This is a genomic window from Streptosporangium sp. CA-115845 (assembly GCF_050943795.1).
Lineage (GTDB): Bacteria > Actinomycetota > Actinomycetes > Streptosporangiales > Streptosporangiaceae > Streptosporangium.
Map to the genome: position 1 here is coordinate 2,733,116 of NZ_CP191988.1, position 20,197 is coordinate 2,753,312.

Sequence of the window (20,197 nt, forward strand, 5' to 3'; positions counted from 1 at the left end):
GACCGGGGTGCCCCGGGGTGTCGGTCGCACAAGTGCAGCCTAGCCAAATAATACGGCTGGCCGTAATGTATAACGGTATGTCGGAACTAAAGCCGCAAGCCGCCGCCGGGGACCCGAGCGGACCGACCGTGCAACTCGCCCGTTTCGCCGCAGAAACCAGCGCCGCGGACCTGCCGCCGGTCGCGCTCGAAGGAGCTCGACGCCTCCTGCTGGACACCGTCGCGTGCGCCGTCGCCGGATGGGATCTGCCGTCGAGCCGGATCATTCGTGAGCTCGTGGAGGAACAGGGAGGTCGGCAGGAGGCGACGGTCCTGGTCGGTGGTGCCAGACTGCCGGCCCCGGCGGCGGCGTACGTCAACGCGCACCTGTCCAACGCGATCGATGCCGACGACACGCTCAACTACAGCGCCCACATCGCCGCCTCCACCGTCGCACCGGCGCTGGCGGTCGCCGAGCGCGTCGGCAGCTCGGGCTTGGACACCCTCGCCGCGATCGCCCTCGGCTACGAAGTGGCCGGACGCATCGGACTCTCCCTGCGCGGCCTGGTCGTCACCCCCGCCGGGTCGTTCACGTTCGCCCCCGTCACCGGGTACGGCTGGACCGGCTTCGCCGCCGCGGTCGCGAGCGGCCGGCTGCTGGGCCTCGACACCATGGGGATGCGGCACGCCTTCGGTCTCGCCGCCGCCGCCGCACCATTGCCGACGTCGGGGAAGTTCGGCCTCGACCTTCCCCGCCCGATGACCAAGTACGGCCTGTACGGCGAGATGGCCCAGGGGGGACTCATGGCGGCACTCCTGGCCCAGCGGGGGTTCACCGCGGATACGACGGTGCTCGACGGCGAGCGCGGGCTCTGGCGCATGGCCGGCTCGCCGGACTGCGACTGGACGGCGCTCACCGACGGGATCGGCACTCGCTGGCTGGTCGATGAGGCGTCCTACAAGGACTATCCCGGCTGTCGATTCCTCAACCCGGCCATCGACGTCTTCCTGGACATCCTCCGCGACGAGGGCCTGACCGCCGACGAAATCGAGCGTGTCGAGGCGCTGGTGCCCGGCAGCGCGATCGCCAAGCACATGAACGACCCGACCGTCGAGTCCATGGTCGACGGCTGCTTCAGCCTGCCGTACCTGCTCGCGTGCGCGGCGCTGGCCGGCCCTCCCGGTCCGGGGTGGCACAGGCCCGAAACCCGCTCCGCCCCCGCCATCCGGCGCTTCTCGGCCAAGGTTGACGTCGGGGTGGAGCCCCGGGCCGCGCAGGCGGCGAAGGAGGACCTCACCCGGTACGGTCACAGCGTCAGGATGTGCACGACGGTCACGGTCGAGGCCGGGGGGCGGCGCTTCACCCGCAGCGCCGACTATGCCCGCGGGGATTCCTACACACCGGAGACCCGGATCACCGACGCGGACATCGCCGACAAGTTTCGCCGTTACACCATCGACGCCCTCGGCGAGGAACGGAGCGAGCGGGCCCTCGCGCTCGGCAACGAACTGGAACGGCTGAAGAACCTGGAGAAGTTCGTCGCCGCTCTCACGGTGCGGGCCTGACCTGCCCGCGGGAGTGCACTCCGGGTACGGTGGCGACGATGCCCTGCCGACGCGTCGGGGGGCCGTGATCCGGCACGTAACCGATCGACGCCGCGGAGACGCGTCAGGGGAGTGTGTCCGGCGTCAACCCGCCAGGCCGGGTCGACGCGGTTTCGTCGGCATCGCTCGTAGCGGCGATGACCTGAATCGCGGTTGTCGAGGCAGGAAAGCCGCTCGCGGTCGGCGCCGGTGGGGAGGGGGTCCACCGGCCGAAGGTCAAGCGTTGGGAGCGTTTTGATCGACGGACTCCCGACGGGCAAGGCCTTTGCCACGGTATTCTTGATCTGGATTCCATCATCCTGGGTATGGCCGGTGCGCGATCTTGTCGTCTCCTCATATCCGATGATGACCCGCTGAATGTTTCCGCTGATCGACCGGTGTCGGGCGGGTGTTTCCGGGGCTCGGCCGACCACCCGCGCCACGCGCGACATTGAGTGATCGATCGGTGTGTTTCCGACTGGCAAGGCCTTGTATATGGATGTCGCACAGCGGTCCGCGGTTGCGACACATGGAAGGGATTCCGATGGCGAAGGCTGTGGAACCGGCCCCGTCGGCAGAGACCGCCTCGCTGGCACGGCGCGGGCGGCGGCCACGTGGCGGTCCGGTGGAGGCCAATAGCGCGACTGTGCCCGCCGCCGCCCGGGCGATGGCGCTTTTCGAGGTCTTCGGGCGTGAACGGCGCGAGCTCACCAAATCCGAAGTGGCCCGGCTGCTCGACATTCCGGAGAGCAGCAGTTCCGATCTGCTCAATACGCTGCACGAGCTCGGTTACGTGAGCCGTACCGCGACGACGCGCCGCTTCTACCCGACCGGCCGGCTGTTGGCCGTCGCCACGGTGATCGCCGAGAATGATCCCCTCTCGGCGTTCGGGGCCGAGGCGAGCGGGCTGCTCGCACAGCGGTCGGGCGAGACCGCGTGTTGCGCGGTGCTCGCCGGCAACCGCATCAAGGTGATCGCGGTCTCGGAGGGAGGGCACCGCCTGCGCTATGTGATCGGTGTGGGGGACACCTTCACCATCCACGGCACCGCGATCGGCAAGGCGCTGCTGGGCGGCCTCGACGACCATGAGATGAGTCGGATGCTGAGGCTGAAGGCGTTGACCAGGCTCACGGACCGGACGAAGACCGAGCCGCGAGAGCTTGAGGACGAGATTCGCAAGCACCGGGAACTCGGCTGGTATCAGGCCCTCGACGAGGGCACGGTCGGTGTCAGTTCGTTCGCCGTTTCAGACCGGGTCGGAGACGACGTCGTCGGTCTGGGCATCATCGGCCCCACCGACCGGGTGCAGTCCAACCAGGACGAGTTACGCCAGATCCTTTTCGAGGTCAGGGACACCGTCTTCGGACGCACCTCCTGACCGGCCCGTTCCCCGGCACGATCGAACCGCCGTCGAGCCCGGTCCCGAAACGTTTCCGGGCGCCGGTCCGGCCATGCCCCAGGCTCGCTCGCGGGCGTTGGCACGGGCGGTGCGATGGCCTTCGAAGCGCGAGCGGGGGCGTCGGTCAGTCGGTGCGGGTGTAGTGATCGCGCCAGTCCTCACCCTCGGGAATGTCGTACTGCGCCGGTCGCGGCTGTTCCTTGGGGGCGAGACCCCTGGGATCCTCGCCCTTCTGGACCCGTTGGGCATTGTCGATCATCTGCCGTCTGAAGCGGGCGATGGCAAGGTCGGAGGGGACGAGGTGCTCTGTTGGGAAGCGCCCCACGGGACCCATTGAGGCGCTGACGGCGAAGTCCTCGGGGATGAAGCGGTAAAGGCCGGTGAAGCTGTCGTTCCTCATCGCCTCGCGGTCCTGCCGCCAGTTGTTCGACGTGTTCGGACGGTCCGGCAGGTCGTGGAACTCGCGCCCGGCTCCGTAGAAGTCCTTGGCGATGTCGTCGATGCCGTAGTAGGTGCGGATCTCCTGGCGGGCCTCCCCGTCCCTGATGTTGCGGGTAGGGTCCCAGAACACCATGAAGAGGTAGGACCGGTCGTCGTCCACGGGGAGCACCAGCTGGGCGAGGTGGCCGGACTGGATGAGGATCGAGGTGGGGTGCTTGAAGCCGGTCACTCTGGCCCGGCGGCGCACCGTGCCATCGGGTTGCGGGTGCTGGCTTATGGCGGCGTAACGGAGGCCGAAGTCGGTCTCCTGCACCTCGATGTCCGGTGCGAGGTCCTGCGCCAGCACGCCCGCGGACGCGACGCGGGACTTCCCGCCGAAGCTGGGCGCCGGTCCCTCGCCGGCGGCGAGTTGACGCAGGGCGTCCTGGTGCAGTGAACCGGTGTGGGTCGTGTCGATCAGGCCCTCGACAAGACGGGTGTAGTTGGCGGAGCAGACGAGGAGTTCGACGACGACGTTCTCGTCGGGCAGGTCGAAGAACGGGTAGTGCTGGAAGGGCGGCTCCTTGTCCTGCGGGCCGAAGTAGCCCCAGACGATGCCGCCGGCCTCGCGCACGGCGTAGGCGGGTTGACGCACCCGCTCCTTGAACCGCGGGTCCCGGACGTTGGGGGTGTCGAGGATGGTGCCGTCGACGGCGTACTTCCAGCCGTGGTAGAGGCAGCGCAGCCCGCCCTCTTCGTTACGGCCGAGGCACAGCGAGGCGCTGCGGTGGGTGCACAGCTCGTCGAGCAGGCCCAGGCGGCCCTCGCTGTCCCGGAAGAGCACATAGTCCTGGCCCAGTGTGCGGACGCGCATCGGGTCGCCGTCGTTCTCGGCCACATCCGTGGAGAGCGCGATAGGCAACCAGAACCGCTTCAGGCACGCATTCATCGGTGTGCCCGAACCGACCTCCATGAGCAGCTTCTTCTGACTGATCAGGTCCATGTCCGACATCCCTTCGCCACAGTTAGGTTACGAGCCACATTTAGTACGGTATTTCGGCGTATTAGACAGAGTTTCGCGGTTGACGGCAAGATTGCGAGGCTCCATGCGGGGGGTCGAGACAAGGGTCGTGCCGTCACGCCGGGCGGGACCGACCTCCGCCGATCTCGGCTCCTGTTCTGCCGGATCCATGCGCTCGTTCCTCCTGTCACCCCGCATTGTTTCGCCAGGATTACGATATCTCGCGAGATATTACGGTTGAACGTTGGCCAGGGCAAGGGTTGGACACTGTCGCGGGCGCGTGGGATCTCCGGTGGCCCGTGACTTCGGACGGGGGGAAGCGGCGCACCTGTGCCGCCATTCCGGAGGCCTGGTCCAGGGTGCTCTTTCCGGGTTCGCCGGATGGGCGGGGGGTGAGAGGGCGTGCCGGGTCGCGTCGACTCCCTTCGTGGGTGAGGACGGCTGCCGGAAACCCTTGCATCAAACCTACGAAATATCGTATATTTCCACGAAGTTACATGGATCCCTCGTCAGGGTGAACCGTGACGCTCGAGGAAGTGTGTGTGCGAGCACCAAGTGATCTCTCCAGGCTGACGGGCTCCACCGCCACCATGGTGGTGGTCGGCGTCATTGATCGAGCCGGGTGCCTCGGAGTGCGCTCTGTGGCCGACGTGCTGGACCGCTCGGACTTCACCGGTGCCCCTGTTCGGTCCGGCCAGGTGCCGGAGTGCCACAGGAGCGTGCCGGATCCGATCAGGCCGCCCGCGGCGGTATTCGTCGGTCGCAGGCGGACGGCCTGGTCGCCGCCTCGGTCGGCCGTGTCGGGGTCCCTCGTTCCTCCTGCCGTGCCTCCCGGGCGTCCGAAGGAGTCGGGTGCGCGGAAATCTCATTTCACCCCATTGACTAAAACCACGATGAATCGTAGCTTTACGCGAAATCCCGCAATGGTAGCCGTCGGGTGACGACGAGCGGAGGGTTCTGATGTCGGAGAAGAAGTGTCCGGTGCTGGATATCGCCACGGTGAACAACGCGCATGGGCATGCGGAGGCCTATGCCGAGGTGCGCGCGGGGGGACCGGTCGCCAGAAGTGAGGACCTGGGCGGCTACTGGGCCCTCCTCGGCTATTCGCAGGTACGTGAGGCCGCAAACGACACCGGGCGCCTGTGCTCGGGGCTGGGTTCGACGATCCCGGCTCTGGGCATGCCGTTCCGCCCCATCCCGGTGGAGGTGGACCCCCCGGAGCACCGAAACTACCGCCGGATCCTCGTGCCGGAGCTGCGTCCGGACCGGATGGCGGACTGGGAGGAGCTCACCCGCCGGAAGGTCGACGAGGCGATTGACACCTTCATCGAGAGCGGCAAGGGCGACCTGAACGCCATCTCGCGGTACGTGCCGCCGGCGGTGATCGCCGCAATTCTCGGAGTGCCCGAGGACGGCTCGATCATGGTCAAGCTCACCGACGACATCAACCGCGCGGCGACGAGGAATGACGCGGAGGGGAAGAAGAACGCCAACATCGCGCTGATGCGGTTCGTCGAGAAGATCGTGACCGAGGCGGAGCAGGACCAGGACCGTGAGGATCTGCTCACGATGATCGTCAACGCTGAGATCGACGGCGTGCCCATCGGGCACGACAAGGCGATGGCGATGACCGTCACCGTGGTCGTCGCCGGCCAGGAGACGACGGTGAACGGGATCGGCAGCGCCCTGTGGCGCCTGGGCGCTCACCAGGACGTCAAGAAGCGCCTGCTTGAGGACCCCTCGCTGATCTCCGCCGCCGTGGAGGAGAGCCTGCGCCTGGATTCTCCGGTGCAGATGATGGGCCGGACCGCCACCGCCGACTTCGAGCTCGAGGGTGTGCCGATCTCCAAGGGCGACCGGGTGGGGCTGGTGTGGGGCGCGGCGAACCTCGACCCCGCGAAGTTCGAGAACCCCGAGAAGTTCGACATCGACCGGCCGAGTAACCCCCACGTGGCCTTCGGGCACGGCATCCACCGCTGCATCGGGGAGCACCTCGCCCGTCTTGAGATGCGCGTCGCCATCGAGCAGGTCCTCGCCCGCATGCCCGACTTCGAGCTGGACGGCGAGATCGAGATCGGCACCAACATCCCCCTGAACCGCGGTCCCAAGACGATCCCCGTCACGTTCACCCCCGGTCCTCGCGTGTACTCCGCCTGATCGGCCGGAGGCCCATCCATCGATTCGGCACTAGCGGGAGATACCAATGCTGACCAGTCTCGATGAGTCGCTCTATCACCAATCGTCCCGCGTGTTCGCGGAGGCCGCGGTGAGCGACCACCGGTTCTACGACCGGTACTCCTACACCTTGATGGCCCCCGACGGGGCCGCGGCCCTGCTGACCGGCATGGCGGTCTACAAGAACCTCAACGTCCACGACGGCTTCATCTGCACGCAGGCGGGGGCGGCGGTCCAGCGCAACGTCCGGCTGTCCCGGCCGCTCCGGCCGATCGTGGAACCGCTCACCCTCGGTCCGATGCGTACGGAGTTCCCCGAGGCGTTCAAGGTCACCAGGATGATCGCGGAGCCCAACGAGTTCGGCGACGCGTTCGACCTCTCCTTCCGCCCGGTCTTCACCCGGCTGGAGTCTCCGCACTACGGCGAGGCCGACGGCCGGGTGCACACCGACTACCGGCGCTTCAGCCAGGTCGGGTGGACCAGCGGCACGCTCGTCGTCGACGGCCAGGAGCACACCTTCGACCGCTGGTTCGGCTGGCGGGACCACTCCTGGGGCGTCCGCCCGGGGGTCGGCGGCTTCGAGCCCTACACCGGCACCCGGAACCGCGGTGGGATCCCCTCCGCGGCCAGGGCCGGCGGGATGGGCATCCTGCTCGTCTACTGCGGCTTCGCCACCGACAGCTACTCCGGCTTCTTCTTCACCATCGAAGACGAGGTCGGCAAACGGCTCTACATCGACGGGGCCATCCGCGTGAACGACGGCGAACCGTCGGAGCTGGTCGACGGGGCCCACAAGATCACGTTCCACCCGGGCACCAACGTGTTCGACTCGATGAGGATCCAGGCCCAGACCGCCGACGGTGAGGTGTGGGATCTCGACGTCGAGGCGATCGGGCGGCCCTGGGCGTACCGGGGCACCGGCTACGACCACGGCTGGAACGACGGCAAGGGCCTCGGCGCCTGGCGCCATGACAGCCTCACCGTGGAGACCGACGTCTACGACGTGTCGCATCCCGAGAACGTGGTGCTTCCCAACGGCGAGATGATCCGTCCGATCCACCGGGAGCAGCCGGTCCGGGTCACCGTACGCGGTGAGCAGGGCAACGGCCACGCTCCGATGATGGTGGTCGGCCCGAACCAGGTCTACGGGCTGAAGGAACGACTGTGAGAACCGTTCCGGGCTCGTCCTGGGCCAAGGCCCGGGCCATGCCCAGGGGGCTCGCACTGCGCCTGATACGCCAGGCCGTGGCGGCCGTGTACGACGACGAGGCGGCCGACGCCGGCCGCAGGCGTCTGGCGATGCGGCTCGACCAGGCCATCGTCCGGCTGATCACGACCGAGACCCGGCTGCTCGAGGTCGAGGCGGGCCTCGCCCCCGAGCACGAGTCCCATATAGAACGTGCGGACGCGCTGCTCGGTGCCTCGGACGTGCGAAACTCCCATCCACTGGACGTGCTGGCCGAAAAGGCCCGCGTGCTGGGGGAGCGCCTGAAGGACGCCTCCCCCGACACCGCCGACGAGATCTGGGGACTGCTGCGGGACATCGCCGGCACCGACCACGCCGGTCGGCAGGCGCTGGAACAGGCCATCGCGGAGACCCGCGACAGTGGGGTCGCCGGGCCTCATGACTCCGCGGGCGAGGCGGCGAAGGCCGAGGCGCGGCCACTGGACGTGGACGGCTTCGACACCTACCTCGCCGGCCGGGACTGGGCGGTCCCCCGGCCCCGCGCCGCCGAGGTGGAGATGGTGGTCGGCGGACAGTCCAAGCACACCTACCTCGTCAACGTCGATCCGCGGGAAGGGCCCGAGGCCTGGCGCGGCGGCGTCGTGGTGCGGATGGACACGGGCTACTTCGACAACAGCGTGCTCGACGAGTACGCCCTGACGAGCAGGCTCTTCCAGGCCGGTGTCCCGGTGGCGGAGCCGCTGCTGCTGGAGGCGGACAAGGCGGCCTTCGGCCGGCCGTTCATGGTCAGCCGCCGTCTGGACGGCAAGGCCGCCGGCATGATCCTCGACGCGGCCGGCGCCTCCTCGGCGGAGGCCTTCGCCCTCGCCGCCGGGCTCGGACGGCTGCACTCGGTTCCGCTCGACCGGCTCGTCGACTCGCCGCCGACCGATCTGCTCCAGGTGGTGGAGGAGTCGCGCCGGAAGATCGAGGAGCTGTGGCGCGACACGACCCTGACCGAGTCGGTCGCGGTCGAGCTGGGGCACCTGTGGATTCGGGAACACGCCCACGAGCTCGCCGGGCAGCAGCCCGTCATGGTGCACGGCGACGCGAGCCTGCACAACATCCTCGTCGACCGGGGCCGGCTGACCGGGCTGCTCGACTGGGAGTTCGCCCACGTCGGCCATCCAGCCGAGGACCTGGCCTACTGCCGGCCCGCGGTCGAGCGGGTGGCCGACTGGGACGCGTTCCTGCGGCGCTATCGCGAGTGCGGTGGCCGGGAGGTGTCCGAGCGGGAGCTGAACTTCTTCGGCGTGTTCTGTCAGCTGCGCAACGCGTCCCTGTGCGCGCAGGTGATGGACAACGTCGTGGCCGGCCGGATCACGACCTTCGACATGTTCGTGACCTCGGTGGACACCTTCTCCCGGATGGAAGCGGTCCTCGCCCGGCAACTGCAGGCCGCATTCACCGCCGACCGAGCCGAGGCCGCGCAGTGAGCCGGGTCGAGCTGGCTCCACGCCGACGGACGTGTGGACGCGGGCTCCGCTGGGGGGCCAGGGACGGCTCGCCCCCTGCGAACGACGACCGATGCCAAGTGACGAGGAGCAAGGTTGACCTCCTCCCCACGGCTGAAGCCGGGGGATTCCAACCCTCACAGGTCGGGTTTCCTGCTTCACTGCCAGTCGCCCGCCAGGAAAATTCCCCTTTGAGGTCTTACACCGGCTCCACAGGCGTTTTTCCTCTCCACCGGCCCGGCGGCGAGGGTGGTGCGGGTCATGCGTGCGGTGGCTTGGTTATCGCCACCGTTCGAGCATGTTAACCCATGCGGCGCCGTACCGCGTTTCCTTCCCACGCCTAAAGGCGGGGGTCTCCACACTGAAGGGATTTAGATGAAAGCAACAGCGGTGGTGTGCGAGGCGCCCAGCCGGCCGCTCCGGGTCTGTGAGGTCGAGGTCGCCGAGCCGCGGCCCACCGAGGTGCTGGTGCGCGTCACCGCCACCGGCATCTGCCACACCGACATCTCGATCATTCAGGGAAAGATCCCCTTCGGCATGCCCGGCGTGGTGGGACATGAGGGCGCGGGTGTGGTGGAGGAGGTCGGCTCCGGTGTGACCACCGTGCGTCCTGGTGACAAGGTACTGCTCATCTCGCCCTCCTGCGGACACTGCCGGCCCTGCCTCATCGGACATCCGGCGCTGTGCGAGGTCCCGGCTCTGCGGTGGGGAGGCGGCCGGCTCGACGGCTCCCCGGTCCTGACGATGGACGGCAAGCCGGTCGCGTCGAGGTTCCTGGGGCAGTCCTCCTTCAGTACGTACGCGCTGGTCGAGGAGCGCACCGTCCTCAAGGCGCCGGACGACATCTCCGACGAGATCCTGGCGCCCTTCGGCTGCGGGGTGGTGACCGGAGCGGGTGGCGTTCTCAACGTGCTGAAGCCGCAGTCGAACCAGAGCGTGGTCGTGCTGGGGGCGGGCGCGGTCGGCATGTCCGCGATCATGGCCGCGGCCCTGACCCCGGCGGCACGGCTGATCGCGGTGGACGTGGTGCCCGAGCGGCTGGCCCTGGCGCGGGAACTCGGTGCCACGGACACGATCAACGGTGCCGAGACCGACGACCTGACGGCGGCCATCAAGGACGCCACCGGGGGTGGTGCGCACGTCATCGTTGAGACGACCGCCAGCACCAAGGTGCTGCGGTCGGCCCTGCCGGCGCTGGCCCGAGGCGGGGTCATGGGCCTGATCGGGGCTCCGGCCGCCACTGAGCAGGTGTCCCTGCCCGTGGTGCAGCTGATCATGGGCGCGATGCGCATCGAGGGCATCGTCATGGGGGACGGCACCCCGCCGTTCCTGCAGGCACTGATGCAGCTCCACCGGGACGGGAAGTTCCCCGTCGACCGGCTCGTGCAGACCTACCCCTTCGACCGGATCGAACAGGCCATGGCCGATGCCGAGAGCGGCAAGGTGATCAAGCCCGTGCTGACCTTCGGGGGCTGAGGGACGGACCACAAGAAGGCCGCCGGAGACGAGCACGAGGGGCGGGCCCGGTACACCTGGGACGGCGAGGTGGCCTACGGGCACATCGAACGCAGCTGCCCGTAGGCCACCGTCGAGGAGAGAGGAGGATGATGGGCAAGCAGGACGACGAGTCCGTCCACGTGGAGGTCGTGGTGGCCATCACCTGGGAGGAAGGCCGGTACTCGGCCCGATGCCTGGGGGTGTGCGATCTCACCTGCCAGGGAGACACCATGGTGGATGCCGTGCTGGACCTCGCCGAGCAGTTGTCGCGCCGCTTCTCCGCCGGAGGTTTCCCGGTCGGCCGCCCGGACCGTTCCGAGCTTTGGCAACCGCTCCCGGTGGAGATGCTGACGGCACTGGACGTGGCCGTCAACTGATCCCGCCTTCCGTGCCCGGCGCCCCGCCTGTCTCGGTCGTCGCGGCCGAATTCGGCGATCCCCACCGACCAGGACCTCGCCGACGCCGCACTTCCTCCAACGGAGGGGGCGTCGCTCCGGCTGGAGACAGGCAATGAGCACGAGGTGTCTCGTGTCGGTAAACCACGAAGGAGAATCATGACGGAACCCGGTACCTGTCCTGACCGCGAGATCATCCGCCAGACGGTGCTCGACTACATCAAGGGCCTGGAGAACTCGGACTTCGACGCCGTCGCGGACCTGTTCACCGACGACGCCTTCTACTCCCACCCGCCCTATGACCCGGACAGCCCCAAGCGGGCTGAGGTCAAGGGGCGCGAGGCGCTGCGCGCCCTGCTCAAGGGGCGGCGCGGCAGTCGCAGATGGCATCACGAGATCCAGTCGCTCTTCGTCGCCGACGACCGCTGCCTCATCGAGGGCATCGTCCGTGAGTTCGAGGACGGCCCGATCAGGTCCTCGTTCGCGGGATCGGGGACGTTCGACGGCGAAGGCCGGATCAGCCGCTGGGTGGCCTACCGCAGCGTGCCCGCGATCGGGGAGTCGCTGGATTAGGCGGACCGGGTTCCCGCCGCCCCCTGGATCCGGGAGTGCGGCGGGGATGCACGGTTCCGGTCGTACGAGACATTCCGGCCGTCAAGATGGCGGGTTCGCCGGCGGGGCTGGTCGTCGCCCTCGTGTTCTCCGTCTTTCCCATACTCTATAGTTCTTTGGAGTATAAGCCGCAGTGGATCGGACGGAGGGCGCGATGTCGTACCCGGAGCCTCGTTACCTGGGCGAGGCGGGCGAGAGCAGTGGGTTCTTCCGGCCGGCGAGCGCGGGGCCGGACCTGGTGATGGGCGAGGGCGGGACGGAGGTGCACTATCTGGGCACCGGCGCCTCGACGAACGGGCAGTTCGGTCTGTACCGCTGGGACATGGGAGCGAAGCCGTCCGGCCCGGACCCGCACTTCCACCGGACGATCTCCGAGTCCTTCTTCGTGCTCTCCGGGACCGTGCGGCTGTTCAACGGGAAGACCTGGACCGACGCGACGGCGGGAGACTTCCTGTACGTCCCGGAGGGCGGGGTGCACAGCTTCCGCAACGAGTCCGGCGAACCGGCCTCGATGCTTCTGCTCTTCGCGCCGGGGGCACCTCGCGAGGGCTACTTCGAGGAGCTCGCCGAGATCGCGAGCAGCGGGCGCCGGCTCAGCGACGAGGAATGGGCGGACGTCTACCTCCGCCACGACCAGTACATGGTCTGACGGCCATGGCGGAGTTTCCCGAGGAACCGATCTACCGGCAGCTGGCCCGGATCGGCAGGACGCTGGCCAGTCCGGTGCGGCTGAGGCTGCTCGACGTGCTCGACCAGGGAGAGCGCACCGTCGAGCAGCTGTCCGAGGAGGCGGACATCCCGCTGAAGAACACCTCGGCCCAGCTGCAGCAACTCCGCGCGGCTCACCTGGTGACGAGCCGCAAGGCGGGTACCCGGGTCCACTACCGGCTGGCCGACGAGCGGGTCTCGCGCTTTCTGGGCGAGCTGCAGGACTTCGCCGCGGAAAGGCTCGCCGATCTGCGGGAGGCGGTGTCCGAGCATCTCGGCGAGGTCGCGGTCCTGGAGGCGGTGACCGCCGACGAGCTCGCCGGACGTCTCGACGACCCCGGCATCGTGATCGTCGATGTCCGTTCGGCCGCCGACCACGCCCGCGGCCATGTGCCGGGGTCGGTGTCGATTCCCCTGGCCGAGCTGCGGGACCGTCTCGACGAGCTGCCCAGGGACATCGAGATCGTGGCCTACTGCGGCGGCCCCTACTGCGTGGTCTCCCCGGAGGCGGTGCGTCTGCTCCGCGACCACGGCTTTCCAGCGCGCCCGCTGGACGGCGGGCTCACCCGCTGGCGACGCACGGGGAGACGACTGCAGACCGGTTCCGCCACGGCCCGGTAACGGGCCCACGGCCGAATCGTCGGAGTGGATCACTGTCGTTCCCGGCACGTTCGGTTCGCAGCAGCAGGCTGCTCTGTCGACTGCCGGGACGAGGGTCTCCGCACCCGGCGAACTCTCTCGGATCACCTGCCGCGAAGAGGCCGGCGCATGACCGCCTGGGAGGAGATCCGCGGACTCGTCGACCGCCGGGACGCCCACGCCGTCGCGGCCCGGATCGTCGAGTTGGACGAGGAGGGATGCAAGGAGGTCGCCGAACGACTTCCGGGATACCTGAAGACGCTGCGCGGACGACGCGAATCCTGGGAGGGGCTCGACGACTACGCCGCGGTGCTCCGCGCCGCCGGGGTGCTCACCGGGGCGGCCGCCGTGGCGACCTGGCTGAACCGCCGGGATCTCACCTCCCGCTGGAGTTCAGCCAGGTCGTCACGGCGAGATACGAGCGGTCCTGTCTCACCATGGTTCGGCGATGCTGCCGTCCGGTTCCAGCCCGAACTGCAGCAGGTTCGCCCACTGGTTCGCGTCTCCAGCGTTCACACGCCGTCGGGCCAGATACTGCAGCGCGTGGGTGTCTCCGGCGTCGGCGGCGGCGCGGGCCAGCCGCTCCGCCCCCTGACGATCCCCGGTCACCTCCCATCGTCGGGCCAGATACTGCAGTGCGTCGGTGTCTCCGGCGTCGGCGGCGGCGCGGGCCAGCCGTTCTGCTCCTTGGTGGTCTCCGGCTGCCTCTCGTCGTTCCGCCAGTTCTCGCAACATCCCGGTGTCTCCGGCGTCGGCGATGGCGCGGGCCAGCCGTTCTGCTCCTTGGTGGTCTCCGGCTGCCTCTCGTCGTTCCGCCAGTTCTCGCAACATCCCGGTGTCTCCGGCGTCGGCGATGGCGCGGGCCCATCGTTCTGCTCCTTGGTGGTCTCCGGCTGCCTCTCGTCGTTCCGCCAGTTCTCGCAACATCCCGGTGTCTCCGGCGTCGGCGGCCAGGAGCAGCAGCCGCTCGACTTCATCATCCCCGGCTTGATGTCGCAGGGAGGCCAGGCCCTGTAGTGCGCTGGTGTCTCCGGTGTCGGCGGCGGCTTGGGCCAGGCGTTCGGCGTCTTCTGTCTGTCCTGCTCGTTCGCGGAGGTAGGCCAGTTCCCGTAGTGCGCTGGTGTCTCCGGCGTCGGCGGCGGCTTGGGCCAGCCGTTCCGCCCCCTGGTGGTCCCCGGCCACCTCCCGCAGGGAGGCCAGTTCCTGCAGTGCGTCGGTGTCTCCGGCCTCGGCGGCCGTCCGGGCCCATCGTTCCGCCCCCTGGTGGTCCCCGGCCACCGCCCGTCGCTTTGCCAGCTCCCGCAGCACGCTGGTGTCTCCGACATGAACGGCCAGGATCAACAGCCGCTCGGCTCCCGCGTCATCCCCAGCGCGCACCCGCAGGGAGGCCAGGCCCTGTAGTGCGCTGGTGTCTCCGGTGTCGGCGGCGGCTTGGGCCAGGCGTTCGGCGTCTTCTGTCTGTCCTGCTCGTTCGCGGAGGTAGGCCAGTTCCCGTAGTGCGCTGGTGTCTCCGGTGTCGGCGGCGGCTTGGGCCAGGCGTTCGGCGTCTTCTGTCTGTCCTGCTCGTTCGCGGAGGTAGGCCAGCTTTCGTAGTGCGCTGGTGTCTCCGGCGTCGGCGGCGGCTTGGGCCAGCCGTTCCGCCCCCTGGTGGTCCCCGGCCACCTCCTGCTGCCTTGTCAGCGTGCGTAGCACAGCGGTGTCTCCGGCGTGGGCGGCCAGGGTCAGCAGCCGTTCGGCTTCCTGCTGCTCTCCGGCGCGTTCGCGCAGGTATGACAGGCGATGTAACGCGTCGGTGTCTCCGGCGTCAGCGGCGGCTTGGGCCAGCCGCTCGGCGTCCTGCTGCTTTCCGGCCCGTTCCCGCCGCTCCGAGAGTTCCCGCAACATGCTGGTGTTTCCGGCCTTGGCGGCTGCCCGAGCCCAACGTTCGGCCTCTTTCTGGTCTCCGGCGCGTTCGCGCAGGTATGACAGGCGATGTAACGCGTCGGTGTCTCCGGCGTTGGCGGCCAGGGTCAGCAGCCGTTCGGCCTCTTTCTGGTCTCCGGCGCGTTCGCGCAGGTATGACAGGCGATGTAACGCGTCGGTGTCTCCGGCGTTGGCGGCCAGGGTCAGCAGCCGCTCGGCACCCTCCTGGTCTCCGGCGTGCTCACGCCGTTTGGCCAGATCCCGCAGCGCACGCGTGTCTCCGTTGTCAGCGGCAGTACGGGCCCACCGCTCGGCCTCTCGGTGCTTTCCGGCCTGCTCTCGTCGCTCGGCCAGTTCCCACAGCGCGCTGGTGTCTCCGGTGTCGGCGGCCAGGGTCAGCAGCCGCTCGACCTTTTCGCTGTTCCCGGCCTGTTCGTGCAGATAGACCAGGTTCCACAGGGCGGCGTTGTCACCGATGTCAGCGGCGCGCTGCCACAGCAGTGCGGCGTGGCGGTAACGGCCTCGTGCTGCGGCGGAACGAGCCAGGCGGTCATAATCTTGAGCGCTGGCGGCGTGGTCGACCGCAGCCTGCCAGAACTGTGCCGCGGGGCACAGTACATGGCGGGTTCGGCCACCGTACTGTTCCAGATAGTCGGCCAGTCGATAGGACGGTTCCATCTTCTGGCGGCCGGAGGGAACATCTCCTGGGCGAGAGCGGATGCGTGTCAGGGGCGCGCGGGCTCCGCGGCATGGTCTGTGGTCGGTCAGATAGACGAACACCTGCTCCAGCCAGTCATCGGTCAGTATCTCCCACTGCTCGTCGGTCAGGTAGCCGGTGGAGGCCTGTTCCAGCAGCGGCCGCGGCAGTGCCGCTCCGTGCCCGAGTCGGCGGGCGTCGATCGCGGTGTGCAGCACCGCTTTGGCCTCGATGCTCGCGGTACGGTAGCGCTCCAGCAGAGCGGGCGCGCCGGCCAGGTACTGGGTTAGCTGCCCGGCTGGTGCCCGTCTCAAGGCCTCACGCAAACGCGGATCCCCGCTACGGACCGCAGCCGTGGTGGCGAGGTTCAACTGCTGCGCGCTGAAGACGGGCGGCACTTCAATGGCGGTGCCGCCCAGCAACGCCCGCGCCTGCGCGTACGGGTCTTGTGCGCTGCTGGGGTCGGGCACCGCGGTTAGTGTGGCCCAGTACATTGGCCACATCGTGCCCAGGATGAGCACCGGACCCCGGCGTGGGTCGCGCAGTAGTTCGCGCAGCCCCGCGGCGACCTGTTCGCCGATCTGACTACCTGGGGTGAGCAGGTAGTGCTGGATTTCGTTCAGCCACAGCACGGTCTGTGGGCTGACCCTCGCCAACTCCGCCAGCACGGCGGCCGGGCGTCCCGGGTCGATCGGGTGCCAGATCCGCCATGGCTTCCCCAATGTCTGGATCGCCTCCCAGCAGGCGCGGGTCTTACCGGTGGAGGACCCGCCTACCAGCACCGCCATCAGGCTGCGGTGACGGGCGCGGTCAACGGCTTTGGCCAGCTCGTCATCATGAGGGCGATGCAGGTACGCGGGCAACTCGGTGAGACCGGCGGCGGCCGCGCCCGCGTCGATCGCCGGGTGCACCTCCAGATCCAGCGCGTTCAACTCCTCGATTGGACGTCCCACCAGCTCTCGCTCCCTTTTGGGGGCCGGGCCGTCCGCTGCTGCCTGCGGCTGGACGCCGGGGTGGTGCGGTTGGTCGCGCGCCACCTGCCACCAGCGCAACCAAACCCGCTCATCCAGTAACCCCGCGCTCACCTGGTCGGGTACGACGCCGTTATGGCGTGCCTGGCCGATCAGCACCCGCACCACGGCGTTCAGACGATCGACGGAGCCGGGCAGATTGTCACCGTTGCGCCAGGCGCTGATCTGGTTTCCCGTCACAGCCCGGACCGGACGCGCAGACCGCCCCCGTGTGGTACCCGGGGCAGCGGGGGAGCTGTCCGGGGCCCGTCGTTGTAACCATGCCGTAGCGGTCTTGGCCACCTCGTCTTGGGTTGGGCCCGTTCCGGCCTTCAGGAGTTCGGCCAGCCGGGCGGCAAACCACGCCCGCGCGCCATCAGGGGCGCTGCGCGCCACGATCCCTCCCCAGAGAACGAGAGCGGACATCCGGTGTCGTTCCCGGTCCGGTCCGGACCGGAGCTTCCCGGAAGATTTCCACGCTAAAGCAGCCACCTGCGCCAATCAGCTATCCCGGGCAGGTCGTGGCCGAACCGGAATCGCCGGATTCACACGTCACCTGGCTCACTGGGACCTACATCCCGCTTGCCACGTGGTCGGCGACCTGGCGGGCCAGAGAACTCCGGAAGGGAATGCGAGTTCATGAGCGGTCTTGTCACTATCCTGCCTGCCGCCGCAGCCATCCTCGGCGCCGGCGGCCTGCTGTATGGCATCGTCCTTGCGGTCCTGGCCGCGGTGTCGGTGTTCGCCCGTACTCCCACCCGCCGCCGGGATGCCCGCGCCACCCTCACTTTGCTCCTGCGCCGCCCTCCATCCCAGCGATAGGGCATCTCACCCACCCCGCGAAGGCGCGGGCTGCTGGTGGCGGGTCCTGGACTTCGGTCAGCCGGGTGATTCGGTGCCTCTCCAGCGGATCCGTCGATCAGACGGCATCTCGCTGTGTCGGATAGCCGGGATCGTGCCCGTTGGCTGTTCGGACGGGCCCGCCACACCGGGACGGGACGATGCGCATTGGGATATAGGGTCATGATCTTGTCCTGTGGCCCGGTGAGGCACCCGTACAGTGGTGTGCCAATTGCCGGGTTCGGAGTTGATGGCGGGAGATCATGGGGGTTTGGGAGGGGGCGGCCGTGGTGCTCGCGGGGCGGTACCGGCTGGACGAGCTGATCGGCCGCGGCGGCACGGGCGAGGTCTGGCGCGGTTACGACCTGCGCCCCGGCTGGCCGGTGGCGGTCAAGATCCTGGCACCGCAGGTGGCCGACGCCGCGGTGCGCGAGAGGTTCGCCAGGGAGGCCAGGACCGCCGCGCGCATCGTTCACCCCAACGTGGTGACCGTGCTCGACATGGGCGAGCACGAGGGCCGCCCGTACCTGGTGATGGAGTTGCTGACCGGTCGGGATCTCGCCGCCGAGCTGGCCGAGCGCGGACCGCTGAGCGTGGCCGAGACGTGCCGCCTGGCGGGGCAGATCGCGCTCGGGCTGGACGCCGCGCACCAGGCCGGGGTCGTGCACCGCGACGTCAAACCGGCGAACCTGCACCTGGGCGCGGGCGGTGCGCTCAAGGTCGTCGACTTCGGTACGGCCAGGGTCGCGACCGAGGCCGCGATGCGACTGACCTCGGTGGGCACCGTCATCGGCACGGCCGCCTACCTGTCGCCCGAGCAGATCCGCGGCGAGGCCGGAGCCGCGACCGCCGATCTGTACGCGCTCGGCTGCGTCTGCTACGAGCTGCTCTGCGGGCGGCCCCCGTTCGTCGGCACGGCGACGGAGGTGATCTCCCAGCACGTCGGAGCCCGGCCGGACCCGCCCGGCCGCCACCGGCCCGGCATCCCCGCGGAGCTGGAGAGGCTCGTCCTGGCCCTGCTGGAGAAGGATCCCGCCGCGCGGCCCACCGGGGGAGAAGTCGTCCGCGGACTCCTGGCCGCGGCGCCCCGCAGGACGCCGCACGCGTCCGGGCCCCCGGCGCCGACCTCCGTCCTGCCCTCGGTGCCTCCCGTCCCCGCAGGGAAGGGCGAGGCATGGGCGGGGCGTGCGACGAGGTTCCTGCGGGAGAGCCCACCCGGCATGTTCGTCGCGATCCTGCTGGGCGTGGTGGCCCTGCCGGTGCTGGTGGCCCTGTGGGCGTCGGCCTCGCCGGACCCGGCGGGACAGGGCACCGCGGCGGTGCCACCCGCGATCACGTCGGCGGCGCCCCCGGAGCGGTCCGCGTCGCCCACACCGGCCGTCTCACCGAGCGCGTCCGCGGCGCCGTCCCCCGCGCCCAGCCGGACCGCGCCGGCGGCGGGCGGATGGCAGGCGCGCCTGGCGGCCCTGGCACAGGCGGTCACCGCGCAGGAGCTGCAGGGCGGAATCGATCCCAAGACGGCCCGCAAGGTCCGCGAGAGGATCGTCAAACTCGCCGGGGAACTCCAGGAGGGCGACAACGGGAAGGCCCGTGACGAACTGCGCAAGCTCGGCCGTGAGCTGAGCGAGGCGCAGCGGAAGGGCAGGATCGCCTCGGAGGGGCCGCTCGTCGACTTCCTGCGAACCTCGGGGCTCGCCTTCCAGGTGGACGGTTACCAGTCCGGACCGCTTCATCACAGCAGCGATGACGACGACGATGACTAGCGCGTAGACCGTGTGCCTCTTGGTCAGGGTGGGAATCACGGCCCGGAAGTTGAGCCGCCGGCCGCCGCTTCCCGGCAGGAGCAACACCGGAGGGCCGCTGCCGGCCCGCGAGTAGTGGAACCGGACCGACGGCGTGTCCACATAACTCTTACCGGCCACCAATGCCGCACTGATCCGAACAGTGGTGTTCGGGTCAGTGCGGGGGTATCGCGTCGGCAGGTCAGGCGGGGACGCCCAGGGTGGAAAGGAGAGTCGTCGTCAGCGTGTCGGCGGCGGCATCCGCCGGCAGGCGGCCCGCATCCACTTCAAGGGCGGCCGCGTGCAACAGGCTGTAGAAAACGGTGACAAGCCAGTCCTCGGGCAGATCATCGCGAATCACGCCCTCGCGTCGGCCTCGGACGATGATGTCGCGGACGCGAACCAGCGGCTGGTCGTGATGCTCTCGCATGCGTTCGGGGCCCAGGATTCGAAGGGTGGCCGGCTGCAGGCGGTCGTATCGGCTCAGGATCCGCCAGGACGAGCCGATCAGCATCTCCAGGGCTTCCCGTGCGGGAGTCTCCTGTGAGGACTCGGCGCCGAGTGCGGCGTTGGCCTCCTGGACGGCATGTGTCATGACCGCGTCGAGGAGGTCCTCCCGCGAGGGGAAGTGGCTGTAGAGGGTGACCCGGCCGACACCGGCGGCGCGAGCGATGTCGGTCATGCTGACCTCGGGGTTCTCACCGAAGGCCGTCAACGCGGCGTCCAGGATGGCCGCGACGCTCCGTTCGGCATCGGCCCGGCGCCGGCTTCCCGGCGCAGGGTTGCGCGCTGGAGAGTCGGCGCCTGCGTCCTTATGCGTGGTGGGCATGACGGAAGCGTAGGCGACGCGTCTTCGCCCC

General features: G+C 69.1%; 15 protein-coding genes. 12 read left to right on the top strand and 3 right to left on the bottom strand.

The features are described 5' to 3' along the window. Nucleotides 1-77 precede the first annotated feature (77 nt). Both ACQP0P_RS14640 and ACQP0P_RS14645 read left to right on the top strand, forming a co-directional pair. A complete protein-coding gene (locus tag ACQP0P_RS14640; protein WP_433376304.1) occupies nt 78-1,544 on the top strand; it encodes an MmgE/PrpD family protein in 1,467 nt (488 codons plus the stop codon). 484 nt (nt 1,545-2,028) lie between these two features. After that, nucleotides 2,029-2,940, top strand: a complete 912-nt coding sequence (locus ACQP0P_RS14645; protein ID WP_433376307.1) for an IclR family transcriptional regulator — start codon at nt 2,029-2,031, stop codon at nt 2,938-2,940. A gap of 145 nt (nt 2,941-3,085) precedes the next feature. Here the strand turns inward: ACQP0P_RS14645 and ACQP0P_RS14650 are convergent, their stop codons facing one another. Then, on the bottom strand, nt 3,086-4,384 hold the full coding sequence (locus ACQP0P_RS14650) for a Rieske 2Fe-2S domain-containing protein (protein WP_433376310.1): 1,299 nt from the start codon (nt 4,382-4,384) through the stop codon (nt 3,086-3,088). A 978-nt stretch (nt 4,385-5,362) separates the two neighbouring features. Between ACQP0P_RS14650 and ACQP0P_RS14655 the strand changes: the two genes are divergently transcribed. The 8 genes from ACQP0P_RS14655 to ACQP0P_RS14690 all read left to right on the top strand — a co-directional run bounded on the left by ACQP0P_RS14655 (nt 5,363) and on the right by ACQP0P_RS14690 (nt 13,089). After that, on the top strand, nt 5,363-6,559 hold the full coding sequence (locus ACQP0P_RS14655) for a cytochrome P450 (RefSeq protein WP_433376313.1): 1,197 nt from the start codon (nt 5,363-5,365) through the stop codon (nt 6,557-6,559). A 46-nt stretch (nt 6,560-6,605) separates the two neighbouring features. After that, complete coding sequence (locus ACQP0P_RS14660) at nt 6,606-7,745, top strand: hypothetical protein (protein ID WP_433376316.1); 1,140 nt, start codon at nt 6,606-6,608, stop codon at nt 7,743-7,745. Beyond that, nucleotides 7,742-9,238, top strand: coding sequence for a phosphotransferase family protein (locus tag ACQP0P_RS14665; protein WP_433376319.1), 1,497 nt, complete (start codon nt 7,742-7,744; stop codon nt 9,236-9,238). Before ACQP0P_RS14660 ends, ACQP0P_RS14665 begins: the two co-directional genes overlap by 4 nt. Before the next feature lie 393 nt (nt 9,239-9,631). Then, nucleotides 9,632-10,732 carry an NAD(P)-dependent alcohol dehydrogenase gene (locus ACQP0P_RS14670; protein ID WP_433376322.1) on the top strand — a complete coding sequence of 367 codons (1,101 nt, stop codon included), beginning with the start codon at nt 9,632-9,634 and terminating at the stop codon, nt 10,730-10,732. Nucleotides 10,733-10,860: 128 nt separating this feature from the next. Then, the gene (locus ACQP0P_RS14675) at nt 10,861-11,130 is read left to right on the top strand and encodes a hypothetical protein (RefSeq protein ID WP_433376325.1); all 270 of its coding nucleotides are present in this window, start codon (nt 10,861-10,863) and stop codon (nt 11,128-11,130) included. Between the two features lie 177 nt (nt 11,131-11,307). Continuing rightward, a complete protein-coding gene (locus ACQP0P_RS14680) occupies nt 11,308-11,721 on the top strand; it encodes a nuclear transport factor 2 family protein (protein WP_433376328.1) in 414 nt (137 codons plus the stop codon). 193 nt (nt 11,722-11,914) lie between these two features. After that, nucleotides 11,915-12,409, top strand: a complete 495-nt coding sequence (locus ACQP0P_RS14685) for a cupin domain-containing protein (RefSeq protein WP_433376331.1) — start codon at nt 11,915-11,917, stop codon at nt 12,407-12,409. A gap of 5 nt (nt 12,410-12,414) precedes the next feature. Continuing rightward, entirely contained in the window at nt 12,415-13,089 is a 675-nt protein-coding gene (locus tag ACQP0P_RS14690; protein WP_433376334.1) for an ArsR/SmtB family transcription factor, read from the top strand. A gap of 450 nt (nt 13,090-13,539) precedes the next feature. On the opposite strand, the gene ACQP0P_RS14695 is transcribed toward ACQP0P_RS14690, so the two are convergent. Further along, nucleotides 13,540-16,917, bottom strand: a complete 3,378-nt coding sequence (locus ACQP0P_RS14695) for a hypothetical protein (RefSeq protein ID WP_433376337.1) — start codon at nt 16,915-16,917, stop codon at nt 13,540-13,542. A gap of 438 nt (nt 16,918-17,355) precedes the next feature. Between ACQP0P_RS14695 and ACQP0P_RS14700 the strand changes: the two genes are divergently transcribed. Both ACQP0P_RS14700 and ACQP0P_RS14705 read left to right on the top strand, forming a co-directional pair. Then, the gene (locus tag ACQP0P_RS14700) at nt 17,356-17,538 is read left to right on the top strand and encodes a hypothetical protein (protein ID WP_433376340.1); all 183 of its coding nucleotides are present in this window, start codon (nt 17,356-17,358) and stop codon (nt 17,536-17,538) included. A 281-nt stretch (nt 17,539-17,819) separates the two neighbouring features. Further along, nucleotides 17,820-19,319, top strand: coding sequence for a protein kinase domain-containing protein (locus tag ACQP0P_RS14705; protein WP_433376343.1), 1,500 nt, complete (start codon nt 17,820-17,822; stop codon nt 19,317-19,319). Between the two features lie 220 nt (nt 19,320-19,539). Here the strand turns inward: ACQP0P_RS14705 and ACQP0P_RS14710 are convergent, their stop codons facing one another. After that, nucleotides 19,540-20,166: a TetR/AcrR family transcriptional regulator gene (locus ACQP0P_RS14710; protein WP_433376346.1), complete on the bottom strand. Its 627-nt coding sequence runs from the start codon at nt 20,164-20,166 to the stop codon at nt 19,540-19,542. Nucleotides 20,167-20,197 lie beyond the last annotated feature (31 nt).